Source organism: Sphingomonas rubra, from assembly GCF_900115745.1.
GTDB lineage: Bacteria > Pseudomonadota > Alphaproteobacteria > Sphingomonadales > Sphingomonadaceae > Sphingomonas > Sphingomonas rubra.
In genome coordinates, this window is the sequence record NZ_FOXP01000003.1 from 185516 (window position 1) to 202588 (window position 17073).

General features: G+C 68.3%; 14 protein-coding genes. 10 read left to right on the forward strand and 4 right to left on the reverse strand.

The features are described 5' to 3' along the window. Positions 1–118: 118 nt before the first annotated feature. Entirely contained in the window at positions 119–1375 is a 1257-nt protein-coding gene (rho, locus tag BM145_RS05315) for a transcription termination factor Rho (RefSeq protein ID WP_093332232.1), read from the forward strand. Between the two features lie 189 nt (positions 1376–1564). Continuing rightward, the gene (locus BM145_RS05320) at positions 1565–2263 is read left to right on the forward strand and encodes a TerC family protein (protein ID WP_093332420.1); all 699 of its coding nucleotides are present in this window, start codon (positions 1565–1567) and stop codon (positions 2261–2263) included. Between the two features lie 58 nt (positions 2264–2321). On the opposite strand, the gene BM145_RS05325 is transcribed toward BM145_RS05320, so the two are convergent. Next, positions 2322–3023, reverse strand: a complete 702-nt coding sequence (locus BM145_RS05325) for a dienelactone hydrolase family protein (protein WP_093332235.1) — start codon at positions 3021–3023, stop codon at positions 2322–2324. Between the two features lie 69 nt (positions 3024–3092). Between BM145_RS05325 and BM145_RS05330 the strand changes: the two genes are divergently transcribed. From BM145_RS05330 to BM145_RS05355, 6 genes are read left to right on the forward strand one after another with little or no spacing between them, the layout of a single operon-like run. Beyond that, positions 3093–3326, forward strand: a complete 234-nt coding sequence (locus BM145_RS05330; protein ID WP_093332238.1) for a DUF6489 family protein — start codon at positions 3093–3095, stop codon at positions 3324–3326. Next, positions 3323–4600, forward strand: coding sequence for a tRNA uridine-5-carboxymethylaminomethyl(34) synthesis GTPase MnmE (gene mnmE, locus BM145_RS05335; RefSeq protein ID WP_245739089.1), 1278 nt, complete (start codon positions 3323–3325; stop codon positions 4598–4600). Before BM145_RS05330 ends, mnmE begins: the two co-directional genes overlap by 4 nt. A 55-nt stretch (positions 4601–4655) precedes the next feature. After that, positions 4656–6491: a tRNA uridine-5-carboxymethylaminomethyl(34) synthesis enzyme MnmG gene (gene mnmG / locus BM145_RS05340; protein ID WP_093332244.1), complete on the forward strand. Its 1836-nt coding sequence runs from the start codon at positions 4656–4658 to the stop codon at positions 6489–6491. After that, complete coding sequence (gene rsmG, locus BM145_RS05345) at positions 6488–7087, forward strand: 16S rRNA (guanine(527)-N(7))-methyltransferase RsmG (RefSeq protein ID WP_093332245.1); 600 nt, start codon at positions 6488–6490, stop codon at positions 7085–7087. Before mnmG ends, rsmG begins: the two co-directional genes overlap by 4 nt. Continuing rightward, the gene (locus BM145_RS05350) at positions 7084–7875 is read left to right on the forward strand and encodes a ParA family protein (protein WP_093332248.1); all 792 of its coding nucleotides are present in this window, start codon (positions 7084–7086) and stop codon (positions 7873–7875) included. The genes rsmG and BM145_RS05350 overlap by 4 nt, the downstream gene beginning before the upstream one ends. Then, positions 7872–8774, forward strand: a complete 903-nt coding sequence (locus BM145_RS05355) for a ParB/RepB/Spo0J family partition protein (RefSeq protein WP_093332251.1) — start codon at positions 7872–7874, stop codon at positions 8772–8774. The genes BM145_RS05350 and BM145_RS05355 overlap by 4 nt, the downstream gene beginning before the upstream one ends. Position 8775: 1 nt before the next feature. On the opposite strand, the gene BM145_RS05360 is transcribed toward BM145_RS05355, so the two are convergent. Next, complete coding sequence (locus tag BM145_RS05360; protein ID WP_093332253.1) at positions 8776–11244, reverse strand: TonB-dependent receptor plug domain-containing protein; 2469 nt, start codon at positions 11242–11244, stop codon at positions 8776–8778. A 148-nt stretch (positions 11245–11392) separates the two neighbouring features. Between BM145_RS05360 and BM145_RS05365 the strand changes: the two genes are divergently transcribed. Beyond that, a complete protein-coding gene (locus BM145_RS05365) occupies positions 11393–11968 on the forward strand; it encodes a TetR family transcriptional regulator (protein ID WP_177200089.1) in 576 nt (191 codons plus the stop codon). 15 nt (positions 11969–11983) lie between these two features. Here the strand turns inward: BM145_RS05365 and BM145_RS05370 are convergent, their stop codons facing one another. Next, the gene (locus BM145_RS05370; protein WP_093332258.1) at positions 11984–12784 is read right to left on the reverse strand and encodes a SirB1 family protein; all 801 of its coding nucleotides are present in this window, start codon (positions 12782–12784) and stop codon (positions 11984–11986) included. 663 nt (positions 12785–13447) lie between these two features. On the opposite strand from BM145_RS05370, the gene BM145_RS05375 reads away from it, so the two are divergent. Then, complete coding sequence (locus tag BM145_RS05375; protein WP_093332261.1) at positions 13448–13786, forward strand: hypothetical protein; 339 nt, start codon at positions 13448–13450, stop codon at positions 13784–13786. Positions 13787–13849: 63 nt separating this feature from the next. On the opposite strand, the gene BM145_RS05380 is transcribed toward BM145_RS05375, so the two are convergent. Further along, entirely contained in the window at positions 13850–17062 is a 3213-nt protein-coding gene (locus BM145_RS05380) for a glycoside hydrolase family 2 TIM barrel-domain containing protein (protein WP_342741797.1), read from the reverse strand. Between the last annotated feature and the right edge of the window lie 11 nt (positions 17063–17073).

Below are 17073 nucleotides of genomic sequence, written 5' to 3' on the forward strand. Positions count from 1 at the left end.
CTCTTACGTCCTCGTAACGCGTAGAGCGGCGTCCTGCCGCATTTCCCTGCGTTCTCCCAGCTTCGTTCCCGCCGCGATCCCTTCGCCGACGAGCTTCCTGCACCCGGACCATCCCCGCATGCATCTCAAAGACCTGAAGAAGAAGACGCCGGCCGAGCTGGTGCAGCTGGCCGAGGAACTCGGCGTCGAGGGCGCCTCCACGCTCCGCAAGCAGGACCTGCTGTTCGCCATCCTCAAGGAGCAGGCGGAACAGGGCGACCAGATCATGGGCCTCGGCACGATCGAGGTGCTCGCCGACGGCTTCGGCTTCCTCCGCTCGCCGGAGGCCAACTACCTCGCCGGGCCGGACGACATCTACGTGTCGCCCAACCAGGTCCGCAAATGGGGCCTGCGCACCGGCGACACCGTCGAGGGCGAGATCCGCGGGCCCAAGGACGGCGAGCGCTATTTCGCCATCACCCGCCTGATCGCCGTCAACTTCGACGACCCCGACGCCGTCCGCCACCGCGTCAACTTCGACAATTTGACGCCGCTCTATCCCGAACAGAAACTGACGCTCGACACGCTCGATCCGACACAGAAGGACAAGTCGGCGCGGGTCATCGACATCGTCTCGCCCCAGGGCAAGGGCCAGCGCACGCTGATCGTCGCGCCGCCACGCGTCGGCAAGACGGTGATGCTCCAGAACATCGCCCGCGCGATCAGCGAGAACCACCCGGAGGTGTTCCTGATCGTGCTGCTGATCGACGAGCGGCCCGAGGAAGTCACCGACATGCAGCGCAGCGTGAAGGGCGAGGTCGTCTCCTCCACCTTCGACGAGCCCGCCACGCGCCACGTGCAGGTCGCCGAGATGGTGATCGAGAAGGCCAAGCGCCTCGTCGAGCACAAGAAGGACGTAGTGATCCTGCTCGACTCGATCACCCGCCTGGGCCGCGCCTACAACACCGTCGTGCCGTCGTCGGGCAAGGTGCTGACCGGCGGCGTCGACGCCAACGCGCTCCAGCGCCCCAAGCGCTTCTTCGGCGCGGCGCGCAACATCGAGGAGGGCGGTTCGCTGTCGATCATCGCCACCGCGCTGATCGACACCGGCAGCCGCATGGACGAGGTGATCTTCGAGGAGTTCAAGGGCACCGGCAATTCCGAGATCGTGCTCGACCGCAAGGTGGCCGACAAGCGCATCTTCCCGGCGCTCGACGTGGGCAAGAGCGGCACGCGCAAGGAGGAACTGCTGGTCGAGAAGGACAAGCTCAGCAAGATGTGGGTGCTGCGCCGCATCCTGATGCAGATGGGCACGATCGATTCGATGGAGTTCCTGCTCGACAAGATGAAGAACTCGAAGACCAACGCCGATTTCTTCGACAGCATGAATCAGTAGCCGAGTGCGGCCGGCGGCATCCTGCCGCCGGACTCGCACCGGCTCGGCCGGCGTGGCAACGCCACGACCGACGTCACGGCTCGGGCTTCGCCCGAGCCGCTTTCGTATGTACAGCCTCTCCGGGAAACATCCGCGCCGGCCCTTGGTTGACGCAGGAACAACCGGGAGCCTCACTTGACCATCCTCACCATGCTGGCGACCGCCGCGGCCACCGCCGGTCCGGGTTCGCTCGGCGACATCTGGCAGCACATCGTCGCCGATTTCTCCAACATCACCGAGCCCGCCGCGCTCGCCGCGTTCGGCTCGGTGCTGATGATCGACCTTGTCCTGGCGGGCGACAATGCGATCGTCGTCGGCGCGCTTGCGGCGGGGCTGCCCACCGACCAGCGGCGCAAGGTGATCCTGATCGGCATAGGCGCGGCGCTGGTGCTGCGCATCTTCTTCGCGCTGATCGTCACCTGGCTGATGGGGATCGTCGGACTGATCTTCGCCGGCGGCCTGCTGCTGCTGTGGGTCAGCTGGAAGTTCTGGCGCGAGATCCGCGAAGGCAACCAGCATTCCGTCGAGGGGGCGGAGCAGGGCATCAAGCCGGTCAAGAGCTTCGTTGGCGCCGCCTGGGCGGTCGCGGTGGCGGATGTGTCGATGAGCCTGGACAACGTGCTGGCGGTCGCGGGCGCCGCGCGCGAGCATCCCGGCATCCTCGTCGTCGGCCTGCTGCTCTCGGTGGCGCTGATGGGCCTGGCGGCCAACCTCATCGCACGGATCATCGAGCGTCATCGCTGGATCGCTTATATCGGCCTGGCGGTGATCGTGTTCGTGGCGTTCCGGATGATCTACGAGGGCTGGGTCGGCGGCGAGGGGACGCTGGGATTGGCGAGCCTGTTCTGATGTCCTGACGACGCTGAAAAGGCCCGTTGCTCGGACGCGAGCGGCGGGCCTCGTCGTGTCAGCCGAGGTGCTGGGCGAAGAAGGCGGCGGTGCGCTCGTCCGCGAGGCGCGCGGCCTCGTCCGAGCGGCGCTCGCCGAACTCGGTGGCGAAGCCGTGGTCCTCGTTCGGATAGTCGAACAGCGTCACCTTCGGATGATCGTCTAGCCCCGCGTGCATCCGCGCCTGCGCGTCCTTGTCGACGAAATGGTCCTCCTCGGGCACGTGGAGCAGGACCGGATGGGCGATCGCGTGCTTTTCGCCGAGCAGGCCATCGATGCCGACGCCGTAATAACCCACGCTGGCGTCGACGTCGGTGCGGGTGGCGGTCATGAAGGCGAGGCGACCGCCGAGGCAATAGCCGACGACGCCGACCTTCTGGTCGGCGTCGAGCAGGTCGCGGGCGGCGCGGATCGTGGCCTCCAGATCGGCCACGGCGGCATCCTGATCGAGCTCGCCCATCAGCGACAGGGCGCGCTGGAACTCCGGCTCGACATCCGGATCGAGCTCGACGCCGGGGGCGAAACGCCAGAACAGATCGGGGGCGAAGGCGAGATAGCCGGCCTCCGCCAGCGTGTCGCACTTGCGGCGGATGCCGGCATTGACGCCGAAAATCTCCTGAATGACGACGATCGCGGCGCGAGGTGTATCGGCGGGATCGGCGCGGTACGCGGCGAATGCGCCGCTGCCGTCCAGCGCGGCGACGGTGATCGTGGCGGTCATGACAGTACTCCCTCAGGGGTGATAGAGCACCGCTATGTCGGTCGACCGACCGTCGTTCAAGGATCACGCATGAAAGTCACGATCGAGATCGACTGCACCCCGCACGAGGCGCGCGCGATGTTGGGCCTGCCCGACCTGTCACCGCTCCACGACCGCTATCTGCAGGCGATGACCGAGGCAATGGACGGCACGATCCGACCGGAACTGGTCGAACAGATGATGCGCAGCTGGGCTCCGATGGGAGAGGCCGGGATGGCGATATGGCGACGGCTGCTGGAAGGCACGACGAAGCCCGCGGCGTGACCGACACGATCGTCGCCCTGTCGAGCGGGCGTCCGCCCGCCGCGATCGGCGTGATCCGGGTGAGCGGGCCCGCCGCCCTGGTCGCGGCCGCCACGCTGGCGGGCACGCTGCCGCCGCCGCGGATCGCCGGGTTGCGGGCCTTGCGCGACGCGAATGGGGCGATGCTCGACCGGGCCCTGGTGCTGGTCTTCCCCGGTTCGCGATCGGCGACGGGGGAGGATCTGGTCGAGTTCCACTGTCACGGTGGCCGCGCCGTGATCGCGGCGGTGGAGGCGGCGCTGGTCGCAGCAACAGGATGTCGGGCGGCGTTGCCGGGCGAGTTCACGCGCCGCGCGCTGACCAACGGCCGGATCGACCTGGCCGAGGCGGAAGGGCTGGCCGACCTGCTGGAGGCGGAGACGGAGGCGCAGCGCGTGGCGGCGCTGGCGGCGGCCGAAGGTCGGATCAGTCGCCAGGTCGCGACGTGGATGGCGAGCGCCGCCGCCATCTCGGCCCGGATCGAGGCGCTGATCGATCACGATGACGAGGGCGACGTGGAGACGGGCGAGGAGGTGCTCGCCGCGATCATGGCCGACGCGGCGGTACTCGGTACGGAGATCGCCTTCGCGGTCGAGGCTCCCCCGGTGGAGCGACTGCGCGACGGGGTGCGGGTGGTGATCGCCGGGCCACCGAATGCGGGCAAGTCAACGCTGCTCAACCTGCTGGGAGAACGGGAAGCGGCGATCGTGTCGCCGATCGCCGGAACGACGCGCGACATGGTCGAGGCGCCGGTGGTCCGTCGAGGGCGTGCCTTCGTGCTGACCGATACCGCGGGGCTGACACGCAGCGACGACGTGGTCGAGATGATCGGGGTGGACCGCGCGCGCTACGCCATCGAGGCGGCGGACATCCTGCTGTGGCTGGGCGACGAGCCGCCACCGCGCGACGATGCCATTCCCATTCATTCCCGCGCAGATGCGGCGGAACGCCGCGTGGTGCCTGCGGGCAGGTTGGCGATCAGTCGCGACGCGCCACGATCGATCGAGTCATTGTGGAATGTCATCGAAGAACGCGCGAGCGCGCTGCTGCCGCGGATCGATGGTCTGCCGTGGCGGCAGCGTCACCAGCAACTTTGCGGCGAAGCGGCGGCGGCGCTGCTACAGGGGAGTAACGACCCGGTGCTGCTGGCGGAGAATTGCCGCACGGCGCGGGTGCGGCTCGCGGCTATCGTCGGGATCGACGCCACCGAGGCGATGCTCGACGCGCTGTTCTCCCGTTTCTGCCTTGGTAAGTGATGTTCCACGTGGAACATGATTGCTTGCCGTTGTCGATCTGAGGCAAAGCGGACCCATGTTCGATGTGGTGGTAATCGGTGCAGGTCATGCCGGTGTAGAGGCGGCGGCAGCCGCGGCCCGGCGCGGAGCGGCTGTCGTGCTGGTGACGATGAAGCGCGACAATCTGGGTACGATGTCGTGCAATCCGTCGATCGGCGGCGTGGGGAAGGGGCACATCGTCCGCGAGGTCGACGCGTTCGATGGGCTGATGGCGCGGGCGGCGGATGCCTCAGCGATCCACTATCGGCTGCTCAACCGTAGCAAGGGCGCGGCTGTGCAGGGTCCGCGTGTCCAAGCCGACCGGCGGCGCTACGCCGCGGTGATCGCCACCATGGTGGCAGCGGAGCCGCGCCTATCGGTGGTCGAGGGAGAGGTGACGGGCCTCCGTCTGAGCGGCGGCCGCGTCGTCGGGATCGATCTGGCGGACGGCACCGCGTTGACGACGCGTGCGGTGGTGGTTGCAAGCGGCACCTTCCTGGGCGGGCGGCTGTTCCGCGGCCGATGGCGAGGGGAGGGGGGTCGGATCGAAGAGCGACCCTCCGGCAGCCTGGCAGCACAGTTCCGCAGCCTAGGCCTGCCGATAGAGCGATTGAAGACCGGGACGCCACCACGGCTCGACGGTCGGACGATCGACTGGGCGTTGTTGGCCGAGCAGCCGTCCGATGCCGAACCGTGGACCTTCTCCGCACTCACCCGCACGCGGCCATGCCCGCAGATCGCCTGTGCGGTGACCCGCACGACCGAGCGGACCCACGCCGTCATCCGTGCCGCCACGCCGGACTCGCCATTGTTTTCTGGCGCGATCGACGGGGCGGGGCCACGCTATTGCCCCTCGGTCGAGGACAAGGTCGCGCGGTTCGGCGATCGCGATGGCCATCAGGTGTTCCTGGAACCTGAAGGACTGGACGACGCTACCGTTTATCCGAACGGTCTCTCCACCTCGATCGACGCGGACGCGCAAGCAGCGATGATCGCGTCGATCCCCGGTCTCGAACGCGCCCGTATCACGGTGCCGGGCTATGCCGTCGAGTACGACCATCTCGATCCGCGCGTACTCGAGCCGACGCTGGAGGTGGCCGACATTCCCGGCCTGTTCATGGCGGGGCAGATTAACGGAACCACCGGCTATGAGGAAGCGGCGGGGCAGGGGCTGGTCGCGGGCATCAACGCCGCCGCGATCGCGCTCGATTGCGAGCCGCTCGTGCTCGATCGGGGCTCCAGCTATATCGGGGTGATGATCGACGATCTGGTGTTGCAGGGCGTGACCGAACCGTACCGGATGCTGACGGCGCGCGCCGAATATCGGCTAAGCCTGCGCGCCGACAATGCCGAAACGCGGCTGGGGGCGACCGCGCGAGCGCTGGGATGCCTGGGGCCGAAGCGGGCCGCGCACCAACTCCGCCGTGAGGAGGAGCGCGCGGCGCTGCGGACACGGCTCGATACGGTGCGCTCCGTGGGTGAGGTGGCCGATGCCGGAGCAGAGGTGGTGCGCGACGGGTCGCGTCGATCGGCGTGGGAGTGGTTGCGCTTCGATACGGTGAAGTTGGAGCAAGTGCTGCCCGGTATCGCCGCCGACACCGATCCGACGGTCGCGGCGGAGATGGAGCAGGATGCCCGCTACGCACCCTATATAGAGCGCCAGGCGGCCGAGATCGCGCGGCTGCGTGCCGAAGAGCGGATCGCCCTCCCGTCCGACCTCGACTATGCCGCCGTTCCCGGCCTGTCCAACGAGATGGTCGACCGTCTCGGCGCGGTGAGGCCGATCTCGCTCGGTGCGGCGGCACGCGTGCGGGGGATCACCCCGGCGGCGCTGTCGGCAGTGCTGCTCCATGTCCGCAAGCGCGCGGCATGACCGAGGAGGAAGCGCTCGCCTGGACGACGGAGCGGTTCGACGAAACGGTCGTCGAACGACTGCGCACCTTCGCGGCGATGGTGATCGCGGAGAACGAGCGTCAGAACCTGATCTCGCCGGCGTCCATCCCTGCTATCTGGTCGCGCCACATCGTCGACTCGTTGCAGCTGCTGCCTCTAGCTCCCGACAAGGGGACATGGATGGATATCGGGACGGGCGGAGGTTTTCCGGGAATGGTCGTGGCGATCGCGCGAGCGGCACCGATCATATTGGTCGAGCCACGACGCAAGCGCGCGACCTTCCTGGACGAGTGCGCGGCTGCCCTCGACCTCTCCCACGTGCGGGTGGAGACGTCCAAGGTCGAGCGGGTTGAGGCGTCGGCGGCGGTGATCTCCGCCCGTGCGGTTGCCAGCGTCGAAAATCTTTTGCGTGCGGCCATGCATTGCGCCACACCGGCAACGCGCTGGCTGCTGCCGCGCGGTTCGATCGATCGTGCAGAGCTGTCCGTTGCAGCGGCCGCTCAACGGATGGTGTTCCACGTGGAACAAAGTCTGACGCATGCCGGATCGTCGATCGTAGTCCTGGAGGCACGATGATTACGATTGCTATCGCCAATCAGAAGGGCGGGGTGGGCAAGACTACCAGCGCGATCAACATCGCCACCGCACTCGCCGCGACGGGCAAGCGCGTGCTGCTGATCGATCTCGATCCGCAGGGTAACGCGTCGACCGGGCTGGGCATCAGTCATGCGCAGCGTGACAAGTCGAGCTACGACGTGCTGATCGGCAACGCGACGCTGGCCGACGCGGTGGTGGCGACCGAGGTGCCGGGGCTCGACATCGTCCCCGCCACCGTCGACCTTTCCGGCGCCGAGGTGGAGCTGGTCGATTTCGACGCACGCACGCATCGCCTCGACACCGCGCTCAACAATGCGGCGATCACGTGGGACGTGACGCTGATCGATTGTCCGCCATCGCTGGGACTGCTGACGATCAACGCCATGATCGCGTCGGATGCGTTGTTCGTGCCGCTCCAATGCGAGTTCTTCGCGTTGGAGGGATTGTCGCAGCTGCTGACCACGGTGGAGCGCATTCGTGCACGCTTCAATCCGGGCTTGTCGATCCTGGGCGTGGCGCTGACCATGTACGATCGGCGCAACCGGCTGACCGATCAGGTGTCGGCCGATGTCCGCGCGGTGCTCGGCCGGGTGGTGTTCGACACGGTGATCCCGCGCAACGTGCGCCTGTCCGAAGCACCGAGCCACGGCATGCCGGCGTTGATCTACGATCATCGCTGCTCGGGATCGCAGGCCTATATCGCGCTCGCGCGGGAGATGATCGCGCGGCTCCCCGGCCTGGCGGGCGGCACGGCGGCGGCGGCATGACCGACGTCGGCAGACGGCCACGCGGCGGGCTGGGTCGCGGTCTCAACGCGCTGCTCGGCGAGATGGCGCGCGAGGCGCCGGTCGCGCCCGATGCCAATCGACCGGACGGGGTTCGCCTGCTGCCGGTCAGCGCCTTGGCGCCGCATCCCGACCAGCCGCGCCGACGTTTCGACGACGCGCTGCTCGACGAGCTCGCCGCCTCGATCGCAGCGCGCGGGCTGATCCAGCCGATCGTCGTCCGCCCCAACGGCCACCAGTTCCAGATCGTCGCCGGCGAGCGGCGCTGGCGGGCGGCGCAGCGCGCGCGGCTGCACGAGGTGCCCGTCGTCGTCCGCGAGCTGAGCGACGCGGAGACGCTGGAAATCGCGCTAGTCGAGAATATCCAGCGTCAGGACCTCAACGCGATCGAGGAGGCGCAGGCGTATCAGCGGTTGGCGGGCGAGTATGGCCACACGCAGGACGCGCTGGCCAAGATCGTCCACAAGTCACGCAGCCACGTCGCCAACCTGCTGCGCCTGCTGGAACTGCCGGAGGGCGTGCAGGCGAGCGTGGTCGACGGGTCGCTGTCGATGGGCCACGCCCGCGCGCTGCTCGGCGCGCCGGAGGTGGAGCGGCTCGCCGAGCAGGTCATCGCGCGCGGGCTGTCGGTGCGCGAGACAGAGCGGCTGACACGCGAGCGCAAGGCGCCGCGCCACGCCGCGACGACGCGCGGTAACGAGGATTCCGGCGGCGACGGGCGCGACGCGGATATCGCGGCGCTGGAGCGGCAGCTGGCCGACCTACTCGGCGTGGTGGTGACGATCACGCACGGTGAGAAGGGCGGCACGCTGTCGCTGGGCTATGCCACGCTCGACCAACTCGACATGGTGTGCCAGCGGCTGACCGGCGAGGCGATCTGACCTACCAGTTTAACCCGGCGCGCACGTAGAGGTAGCGGCCGTTGAAGCCGAATGGCGAGTAATAGGGAAAGCCGAGCACGCCGGTGGAGTTGTTGGCGGGGATGATCCGGTCTGGATAGATGTCGAACAGGTTGCTGACGCCCAGGCCGATCTGCGCTCCCTTCGCCTCGCCGTAGCGCAGTTCCAGGTCGGTGATCGCGTGACGGCCGGTGAACACATCGGCGGTCGCGACGGTGCCGGGCTGGTTGACGTTGCCGTAATAGGTGACGCGCGCGAGCGCGCCGAGCCGATCGAGCGACCAGTCGATCGTGCCGGTCAGTTTGGTCTGCGGCGTGCCGTCCTCCAGCGTCAGGATGCGGCTGCGCGCGAACAACGTTGGCGTCGGGTTGAGCGCGACTGCGGTGTTGGCCGGCACGCGCGTCACGTCCACGTCGTTGACGTTGCCCGCCAGGGTGAGGTCGAACGAGCCTGCCGCCGCGGTGCGCAGGCGATAGTGCACGACCGCGTCGATCCCCTTGGTGGTGGAGGCCAGCCCGTTGACGAAGAAGCGTGCCGCCGAGACGTTGAACGGCGCCAGCAGCGCGGCGACCTGCGGGCTGAAGCTCGCCTGGATGTTCTCCGACAGGCCGATCTGGTCGCGGATGCGGATGCGATAGGCATCGACGGTCAGGTCGAAGCCGCCCGCGCGGACGACGACGCCCGCCGACAGGTTGGTCGACTTCTCCGCGTCGAGTGCCAGCCCGCCGAGCGCGCGACCGACCGGGTTGGTCGAGGGGAAAGTACCCGTCTCGATCGGCACGCCGTTCTGCACCACTTGCGCGGTCTGGGTGAAGAACTGTTGCTGCAGCGACGGCGCGCGGAAACCGGTGGAGGCGGTGGCGCGCAGCGCGAGCCAGCGGGCGAGGTCGTAGCGCGCCGACAGCTTGCCGTTCACCGTGCTGCCGAAGTCGGAATAATCCTCGGCTCGTCCGGCCAGGCCGACGAGGAGCTTGTCGGTGACCTGTGCCTCCAGGTCGAGATAGATGCTGCCGTTGCGGCGGCTGCGCTCCACCTCGTTGCCGGGCGAGAAGCCGCCGAACCCCTGCGCGCCCGGCGAGACCAGCGACGCGGCGGTGCCCGCGGGGATGCCGGTTACGGTGCCCGCCGGCGGCGCGCCGTAGGAGGCGAGCTCGCCTGCCTCGATCTTGTAGCCCTCACGCCGTCCCTCGACGCCGAAGGCGACGTTCAACGACTGGAACACATCGAACTTTCGAGTCGCGTCCAGGCCGACGACATATTGGTCGTAGATCACCGCGCCGTCGTCGAAGTCGCGCGGGGTGGCGGTGCCGAAGGCGTAGTTGGCCGATCCGAGCGTGCGGAACCCGATCCGGTTGCGACCGTAGCTGCCCGACAGGTCGACGTCGAAGCCTGCCACCCGGCCGCGCAGGCCGACGGCCGAGTTGATGTCGCTGGTCTTGGCGTTGATAATCGGCAGGAAGCCGCCGGGCAGCCCCGCACGGTTCAGCGCCGGCTGCGCCGCGGCGGTGGGGATACGCGGGAAGGCGGCGCTTCTCGAATCGCGTTCCTGGTAACCGGCGAAGCCGTAGAGGCTCCAGACATCGGTCAGCGAGGTGCCCGCGTTGATGAAGCCGGTGCCCTGCTCGACCTCCGGATCGCCGTAGCGGCCGGTAACGCGGGTGGGGGTGACGCGCGGGTCGAAGTCGGCGCGATTGGTCGGCTGGCGCTTCAGATATTCGCCGGTGACGGTGACGTAGCCGTCGGTGCCGAAGCCGAAGCCCTGCCAGGCGGAGACGGTGACCGCGTTCTCGCCGGTGACGTGGCGGCGGCCGCGGGCGGTGTCGACCTGCGTGTCGTAGAAGCCGTAATTGACTTGCGCGCCGCCGCCCGACCGGGCCTCGCGCAGGCGCAGGTTGACGACGCCGGCGATCGCGTCCGACCCGTACTGGGCCGACGCGCCGTCGCGCAGCACCTCGATCCGGTCGAGTGCGGCCGTCGGGACCGTGTTGAGGTCGACCGCCGCCGATCCGCGCCCGACCACGCCGTTGGTGTTGAGATAGGCGGAGGTGTGGCCCCGGATGCCGTTGATGAGGACCAGCGTCTGATCGGGCGATAGGCCGCGCAGCGTCGCCGGACGGATCGAATCGGTGCCGTCGTTGGCCGACGGGCGCGGGAAGTTGATCGACGGCGCGACGCTGGACAGCGCCTGCGCCAGCTCCGTCGTGCCCTGGCGCTGGAGGCTGGCACCGCTCAGCACGTCGACGGGCGAGGCGCTGTCGAGGCGGGTACGGCCGGCGGCGCGGGTGCCGGTGACGATGATGTCGTCACCCTCGTCGGCGACGGTGGCGGCGTCGGCGGTGGGCGCCGCCTCGCTCTCCTGCACGGGACCGGGCGCCGTCTGGGCATGAGCGGAGGCGGAGAGGAGAGCGAGCGAAGAAGCGCCGATCAGCGCGGCGAAGCGGAGCGAATGCATGACGAACCCTTTTTCCGGCGACGATCGCCGATCCGGAAAAGGCAGATAGGGGCTGGCAACGCTGCACACGGACAAGAAAATCTTGGGGCTTCGATCGGCGCGAGCACGCCCGATGACGAGACGGGCGCGACGCTGTAGCAGGAGGGCGATGACCGATCCGGCGAAGCCTACCCGTGCCCCCCGGCGCGACGCGCAGGCGCGGCGCGAGGCGCTGATCGTCGCCGCGGCGGCGTCGTTCGCGTGCGACGGCTACGGCGTGGCGCTGGAGACGATCGCCGATCGGGCAGGGGTGGGGCGGGGGACGCTCTACCGCAATTTCCGTGATCGCGGCGCGCTGGCGCTCGCCATCTTCTCGCGCGAGATCGACCGGCTGGAGGCGGTGCTCGACCCCGCCGCGCCGATCGCCGAGACGATCGCGACCATGGTGCGCGACGGGGCCGCCGCGTCGGCGCTGTTCACCCGCATCGCGGTGGAACTGCACCTCGACGATCCCAATTTTTCCGCGTTCCAGTTGCTCGGCGAGCGGCTGGAACGGGTGGTGGCGCCGCTGGTCGCGGGGGCCAAGGCGCGCGGCGAACTCGACGCGGCGGTCACGCCCGATCAGCTGGTGCTGGCGATGCGCATGGCCGGCGGGCTGCTGCTGCCCTTCATGGACGAGGCGCAGGTCGCCGCGCGGGTAGAGGCGGCGCTGCGGATGTTGTTGGACGGATTGCGGCCGCGATAGCGAGCGCTGCCCCAGTCAAGCCTCCGGCAGCGCGCCTAGTGTCTCCGTTACGCGGCGACGCAGTGCCGGATCTCTCGTGATCTCCAGCATCGCGCCCAGACTGCCCCGCGCCGCAGCGATCGCATGGTCGACGAGTTCGAGCCGGGCACGCTCCCACCACGCCTGCGGGTAGGCGGGCGCCATCGTCGTCATGCGAGTGTAGAGTTCGAGCGCACGGCGTCCGCGCCCCGCCTGCTCGGCGCGCGACGCTTGGTTCCGGAGAAGGCGGACGAGCACGGCGCGGTTCGGCATCGCCGCGACGTGCGTCACCGCGCGCCCGGGAGCCGCGACCGCCTCGACCAACGCGGCCAGCCGCTCGGCGCCGACCCGTACGCCGCCCGCAAACGGGTCGACGATCACCGGCACGGCCTCTGCGCCGATCACGACGAGGACGTGACCGGGAACGTCGAGGACATCGGCGCTCCAGCCGAGCCGCCGCGCCATCGCCACCCAAAGGATGGACAGGCTCACCGGCAATCCGCGCCGACGATCGAGAACGCGAAGGAGATCGGCATTGGCAGGATCGTCGTAGGTCTCGGCATCGCCGGTGAAGCCGAACTCGCCGGCGAGCACCTCGGCCAGGGCGTTGGCACGCCCGGCCGGCGTCTCGGTGTCCCTACCGACCCTATCCAACCGCGTCTCGATGGCGTCGAGCAGGTCGCGATAGGCCGCGAGATCAGTGTCGGGATGGTCGAGCGACGCCAACGACAAGGCGGCCTCGTCCAGGGCGATATCTTCCTCGTCGATCAGGCCGAGGCGGTGAAGGTCTTCGTTCATGCCGACTCAGATGGGGAGAGGACGCGATCATGGAAACGGGTGGCGATCCGGAGCGTGTCGGTCGAGCTTACCCGACAAGTAGCACCGGCAAGGCTACGACGGCCTCCTACCTTTTCGCGCTCGCCATTGGATCTCGCCATTGGATGGAGTGCTTGCGGTGGCCTTGAGCGAATCTAACGAATGCGCCGAATGTCAGGCGAGCGGCCACTGTGCGGGAGAGTTGGCCGCTCGCCTCACCGCACTCGCCAGGGAGGTGGAACGAGCATCCGACGTAGCAGGTCGCCGGCGCGGTGTGGACGAGCCAGTGCCACGGCGTCGGACCGTCAGCCAACGATCATTGGACGATTCTGTGATCGCGTCGTGCGATCAAGAGCCGGAAAAAGAGGGACGTGCCGCGTGGCCGCGACACGCCCCGAAGGATAGCCAATCTCGTTCGAGGGAGATGGACGACCCATTTCATCAACCCATTTTGGGATGATTTCCTTGATCTGGATGACCCTTACGCTGAGATGCACCACAATGGAGACGGACCGACCGTTAATGGCGTATCGCCGAACTCGTCTCGTTCTGGAACGATCGCCCGGATACTGATCCAATTTAATCTGAGATCGCAAGACGATCCTGCGTCAAACTACGTCCGACATCGTGTCTACGGCGTGAAGAATGCAGGAGAGCGACTTGGCGCAGACACAGCGAACACCCGGTACGGCCATCGCCGACAATCCGATTGGGGGTGCGGCGACGTCGGTGTCCGCAGCCGGACTGCCGATGCTGACCGTCTCGAAGCGCGGATCATGGTTCCAATCGCCGCACGTCTGTATTCCTGCCAATTGGGAAAAGGGTTCGCTCGTCGTCCTGATCGAGATCGAGGCGTGGAGCCGATTACTCCGTTCAAGCGGCGGCGATGTCGCCGTTGCGAAGAAGGCCGCGCTCCGCCATGCGGAACATGGCGGCAGCTGGGTGCCGGACTTCGGAGAGCCGGCGGTCTTCATCAACCGATAGCCGCCTGGGGCGAGCGGCGTTGTCGCGACGCCATCGACCCCGCGCGGCGGCCGACCATCTCCTTCAGCCGTCGTCCTGTGTGAGCCGGATCGTGAAAGCAGCCGGTTCCAGCTTCAAACGATATTGCGGGAGCGGACGGCCCAGTTCGCTCCACTGGTTGTCGCCGCCGATCCCCCATTGCGCCACATCGACGAGCAGCCTGCCGCGTCGACTGGATTCGATATCCGTCCATTTCCACGTTCCCGGCGGGCGGCGGTACAGGTCGGTGTAATCGAACGGCAAGGCGTTCATCATCAGCGGCTGCGTGCCGGCGATCTTCAGCCCGCGCCCGCTGCCCAGCAGCCGCATCCAGCGCACGTCGACCTTGTTGCCGGTATCCTGCGGCCGGATATAATCGTGCGGCTGTTCGGCGAGGCTGCCGCGCCACAGGCCGATCGCGGCCGAGTGTTTGCGATCGACGTAGCTCTCGTGGGGGCCGCGGCCATACCATTCGACGGTGTCCAGCGCCTTGGGCAGTTCGAAGGCCAAGCCGACGCGGAACGGCGGCGGCAGGTCCTGGCGCAGTGGCGTGAATTGTGCGTCGATCGTGACCGAGCCGTCCCCCGCCATCCGGTAGGTCGATCGGAAGGTGGCTGCCCCGGGCACCGCCGCCGTGCCGAGCGTGAAGGTCGCCACCGCTTCCCGCGCGCCATCCGCCCCTTGCCGCAGCGTCAGGTCGGCCAGGGTGCGCGTGGCGCTCAGCTCCTTCCATATCGCGAGTTGCTTGGCCGTTCCCGTCCCGATGCTGTTGTCGGTCTCCGCGCGCCAGAAATTGGGCGCGCCCCCGGACAGCAGCGGCTTGCCGCCACGCGTGTACGATCGCACCAGCCCCGTCGCGCGGTCGATCGTCAGGGTCGCGTCACCGGCCGCGAAGCGTACGGCCCCCGCCGCCTCGTCGACCGACACCGTACCCCGCGGGCGCGGCGCCGGCGCGGCGACGCCCGGCCGCACGACGAACTGCTCCCACGCCATCACCGTCCCGGCAGCGACCGTCGGGATCAGGCCCTCGGTCGTTCGCGCGCGCACGGTGACGAGCATCTCGGCCGTCGGGCCATAGGTGCCGCCGGCGATCGGCAGGGTCAGTGATCCGATGCCGCGTGCCGGAACGTCGGGCGCGGCGAGCGCCCCTCGCGCCACCATGCGACCGTCCGCCGTCATCTCCCAGTCGAACGTGTATCGCCGGAGGTCGGAAAAATCCTGGCGGTTGTGGACCCGGACCGATCCCGTCGCCGCGTCGAAGTCGGTGAACTGGACCGGCTCCGACACCTTCTTCAATTCGTGCAGCACTGGATTGGGCGTCCGGTCCGATTGGATCAGGCCATCGCCGAACTCGATGTCGCCGGAGTAGTTCTTGCCGTAGGCGCCACCATCCGCCCAGTAACGGCGGCCGTCCTTGGTATAGCCGTACATGGACTGATCGACCCAGTCCCAGATGAAGCCGCCCTGCAACTTCTCGGGATGGGCGTAGATCGTGTCCCAATATTCCTTCAGGTTGCCGCCGGAATTGCCCATCATATGGGCGTACTCGCTCTGGATCATCGGCTGCCGGTACGTCCAGTTACGGGCGTAGTCGGCCATCTTGGCGGCCGGATCGTACATCGGCGCGTAGATGTCGGCGTACCAGTTCACGCGGTGGTCGTGGAGCGGCAGCGGCCCCCAGCCGAGATAGCTGACGAGGCGGCCTGGATCGCGCGCGCGGACGATCCGCGCCGCCTCCTCGAAGGTCGGGCCGATCCCGGCCTCGTTGCCGAGCGACCAGAAGATCACCGAAGGATGGTTCTTGTCCCGCTCGACCATGTTGACGATGCGGCTGACGTGCGCGTCCTTCCACGCGGGGTCGAAGCCGATCTGATACCGCGCCCGCTGGTCGGGCAGGCGGTTGCCGATCTCCATATAGCCGTGGCTCTCCACGTTTGCCTCATCCATGACGTAGAGGCCCCAGCGGTCGGCGAGTTCGTAGAGATAGGGATCGTTGGGATAATGGGCGGTGCGGATGGCGTTGACGTTGTTCGCCTTCATCAACCGCAGGTCCCGCTCCATCGAGGCGCGGCTGATGACGTGGAAGGTCTCCGGATCGTGCTCGTGCCGGTTGACGCCGCGGATGTTGATCGGCCGCCCGTTGACGGTGACCACGCCGTTCCTGATCGCCACGTCGCGGAAGCCGATCCGCCAGGGCGTCGACTGGATCAGGCGCCCCGCGGCGTCCTCCCACTCGACCAGCAGCGTGTAGAGATGGGGCGTCTCCGCACTCCAGGGGCGCACCGCCGGCACCTCGGCCCGCAGCGTCACGGCGCGCTCGGCCTGGCCGGTGGGCAGGGCCGCGTCGCGGGTCAGCACGGTGCGATCGCCATCCATCAGCACGATCCGCGCGCGGCCCGCCGCACCGGGCGTCACCGCCAGGTCGACCGCGAGCACGCCGTCGCGAAACGTCTCGTCCAGCCCGGCATGGATGAACGCGTCGCGCACGCGCGTCGGCGGTGCCGCGATCAGGAACACGTCGCGCTCGATTCCCGACACGCGCCAGAAATCCTGATCCTCCAGGTACGATCCGTCGGACCAGCGGAAGATCTGGATCGCCACCGTGTTGCGACCGGGGCGGAGATGATCGCCGACGTCGAACTCGGACGGCAGCTTGCTGTCCTCCGAATAGCCGACCTCCGCGCCGTTCACCCAAACGCGATAGGCCGATCCCGCCGCGCCGATGTGCAGCACCGTCCGCTCGCGTTGCCAGCCGCCGGGCAGGGTGAAGTCCCGGCGGTAGGAGCCGACCGGGTTGGTCGCGTGCGGGATCAGCGGCCGATTGGCCGGGAAGGGATAGCGCCAGTTGTTGTAGACCGGCTGATCGTACCCGTGCGCCTGCCACATCGCGGGCACTGGAATCGTTTTCCACCGCGACACGTCGAAGCCGGGCCGCTCGAACCCGGTCGGCAGCGCGTCGGCACTGGGCGAGAAGGCGAACTTCCAAGCCCCGTTAAGCGACAGGAACCGGGAGGATCGCGCGGGCACACCCGCCAGCGCGCGTTCCCGGCTCTCATAGGGGAAGCCGGTGGCACGCGCGGGCAGCTTGCCGCGCGCGAACACCGCCGGGTTCTCCCAGTCGGGACGGGCAGGATCGACCTGCACCGGCGCGACGCGCGGATCGTTCACCTGCGCCGCCGCGGTCCCCCCCACGCAGAGCAGGACCGCCGCCACCGTCATTCCCCGCAGGCTCGCCGTCATGTCGCCCCGATCTCCCATGGTGGCGCTGT

Excerpts from the sequence above, each read along its gene's own strand:
- rho (WP_093332232.1), top strand. The coding sequence starts at position 119 with ATGCATCTCAAAGACCTGAAGAAGAAGACGCCGGCCGAGCTGGTGCAG.
- BM145_RS05320 (WP_093332420.1), top strand. The coding sequence starts at position 1,565 with ATGCTGGCGACCGCCGCGGCCACCGCCGGTCCGGGTTCGCTCGGCGAC.
- BM145_RS05325 (WP_093332235.1), bottom strand. The coding sequence starts at position 3,023 with ATGACCGCCACGATCACCGTCGCCGCGCTGGACGGCAGCGGCGCATTC.
- BM145_RS05330 (WP_093332238.1), top strand. The coding sequence starts at position 3,093 with ATGAAAGTCACGATCGAGATCGACTGCACCCCGCACGAGGCGCGCGCG.
- mnmG (WP_093332244.1), top strand. The coding sequence starts at position 4,656 with ATGTTCGATGTGGTGGTAATCGGTGCAGGTCATGCCGGTGTAGAGGCG.
- rsmG (WP_093332245.1), top strand. The coding sequence starts at position 6,488 with ATGACCGAGGAGGAAGCGCTCGCCTGGACGACGGAGCGGTTCGACGAA.
- BM145_RS05350 (WP_093332248.1), top strand. The coding sequence starts at position 7,084 with ATGATTACGATTGCTATCGCCAATCAGAAGGGCGGGGTGGGCAAGACT.
- BM145_RS05355 (WP_093332251.1), top strand. The coding sequence starts at position 7,872 with ATGACCGACGTCGGCAGACGGCCACGCGGCGGGCTGGGTCGCGGTCTC.
- BM145_RS05360 (WP_093332253.1), bottom strand. The coding sequence starts at position 11,244 with ATGCATTCGCTCCGCTTCGCCGCGCTGATCGGCGCTTCTTCGCTCGCT.
- BM145_RS05365 (WP_177200089.1), top strand. The coding sequence starts at position 11,393 with ATGACCGATCCGGCGAAGCCTACCCGTGCCCCCCGGCGCGACGCGCAG.
- BM145_RS05370 (WP_093332258.1), bottom strand. The coding sequence starts at position 12,784 with ATGAACGAAGACCTTCACCGCCTCGGCCTGATCGACGAGGAAGATATC.
- BM145_RS05375 (WP_093332261.1), top strand. The coding sequence starts at position 13,448 with ATGCAGGAGAGCGACTTGGCGCAGACACAGCGAACACCCGGTACGGCC.
- BM145_RS05380 (WP_342741797.1), bottom strand. The coding sequence starts at position 17,062 with ATGGGAGATCGGGGCGACATGACGGCGAGCCTGCGGGGAATGACGGTG.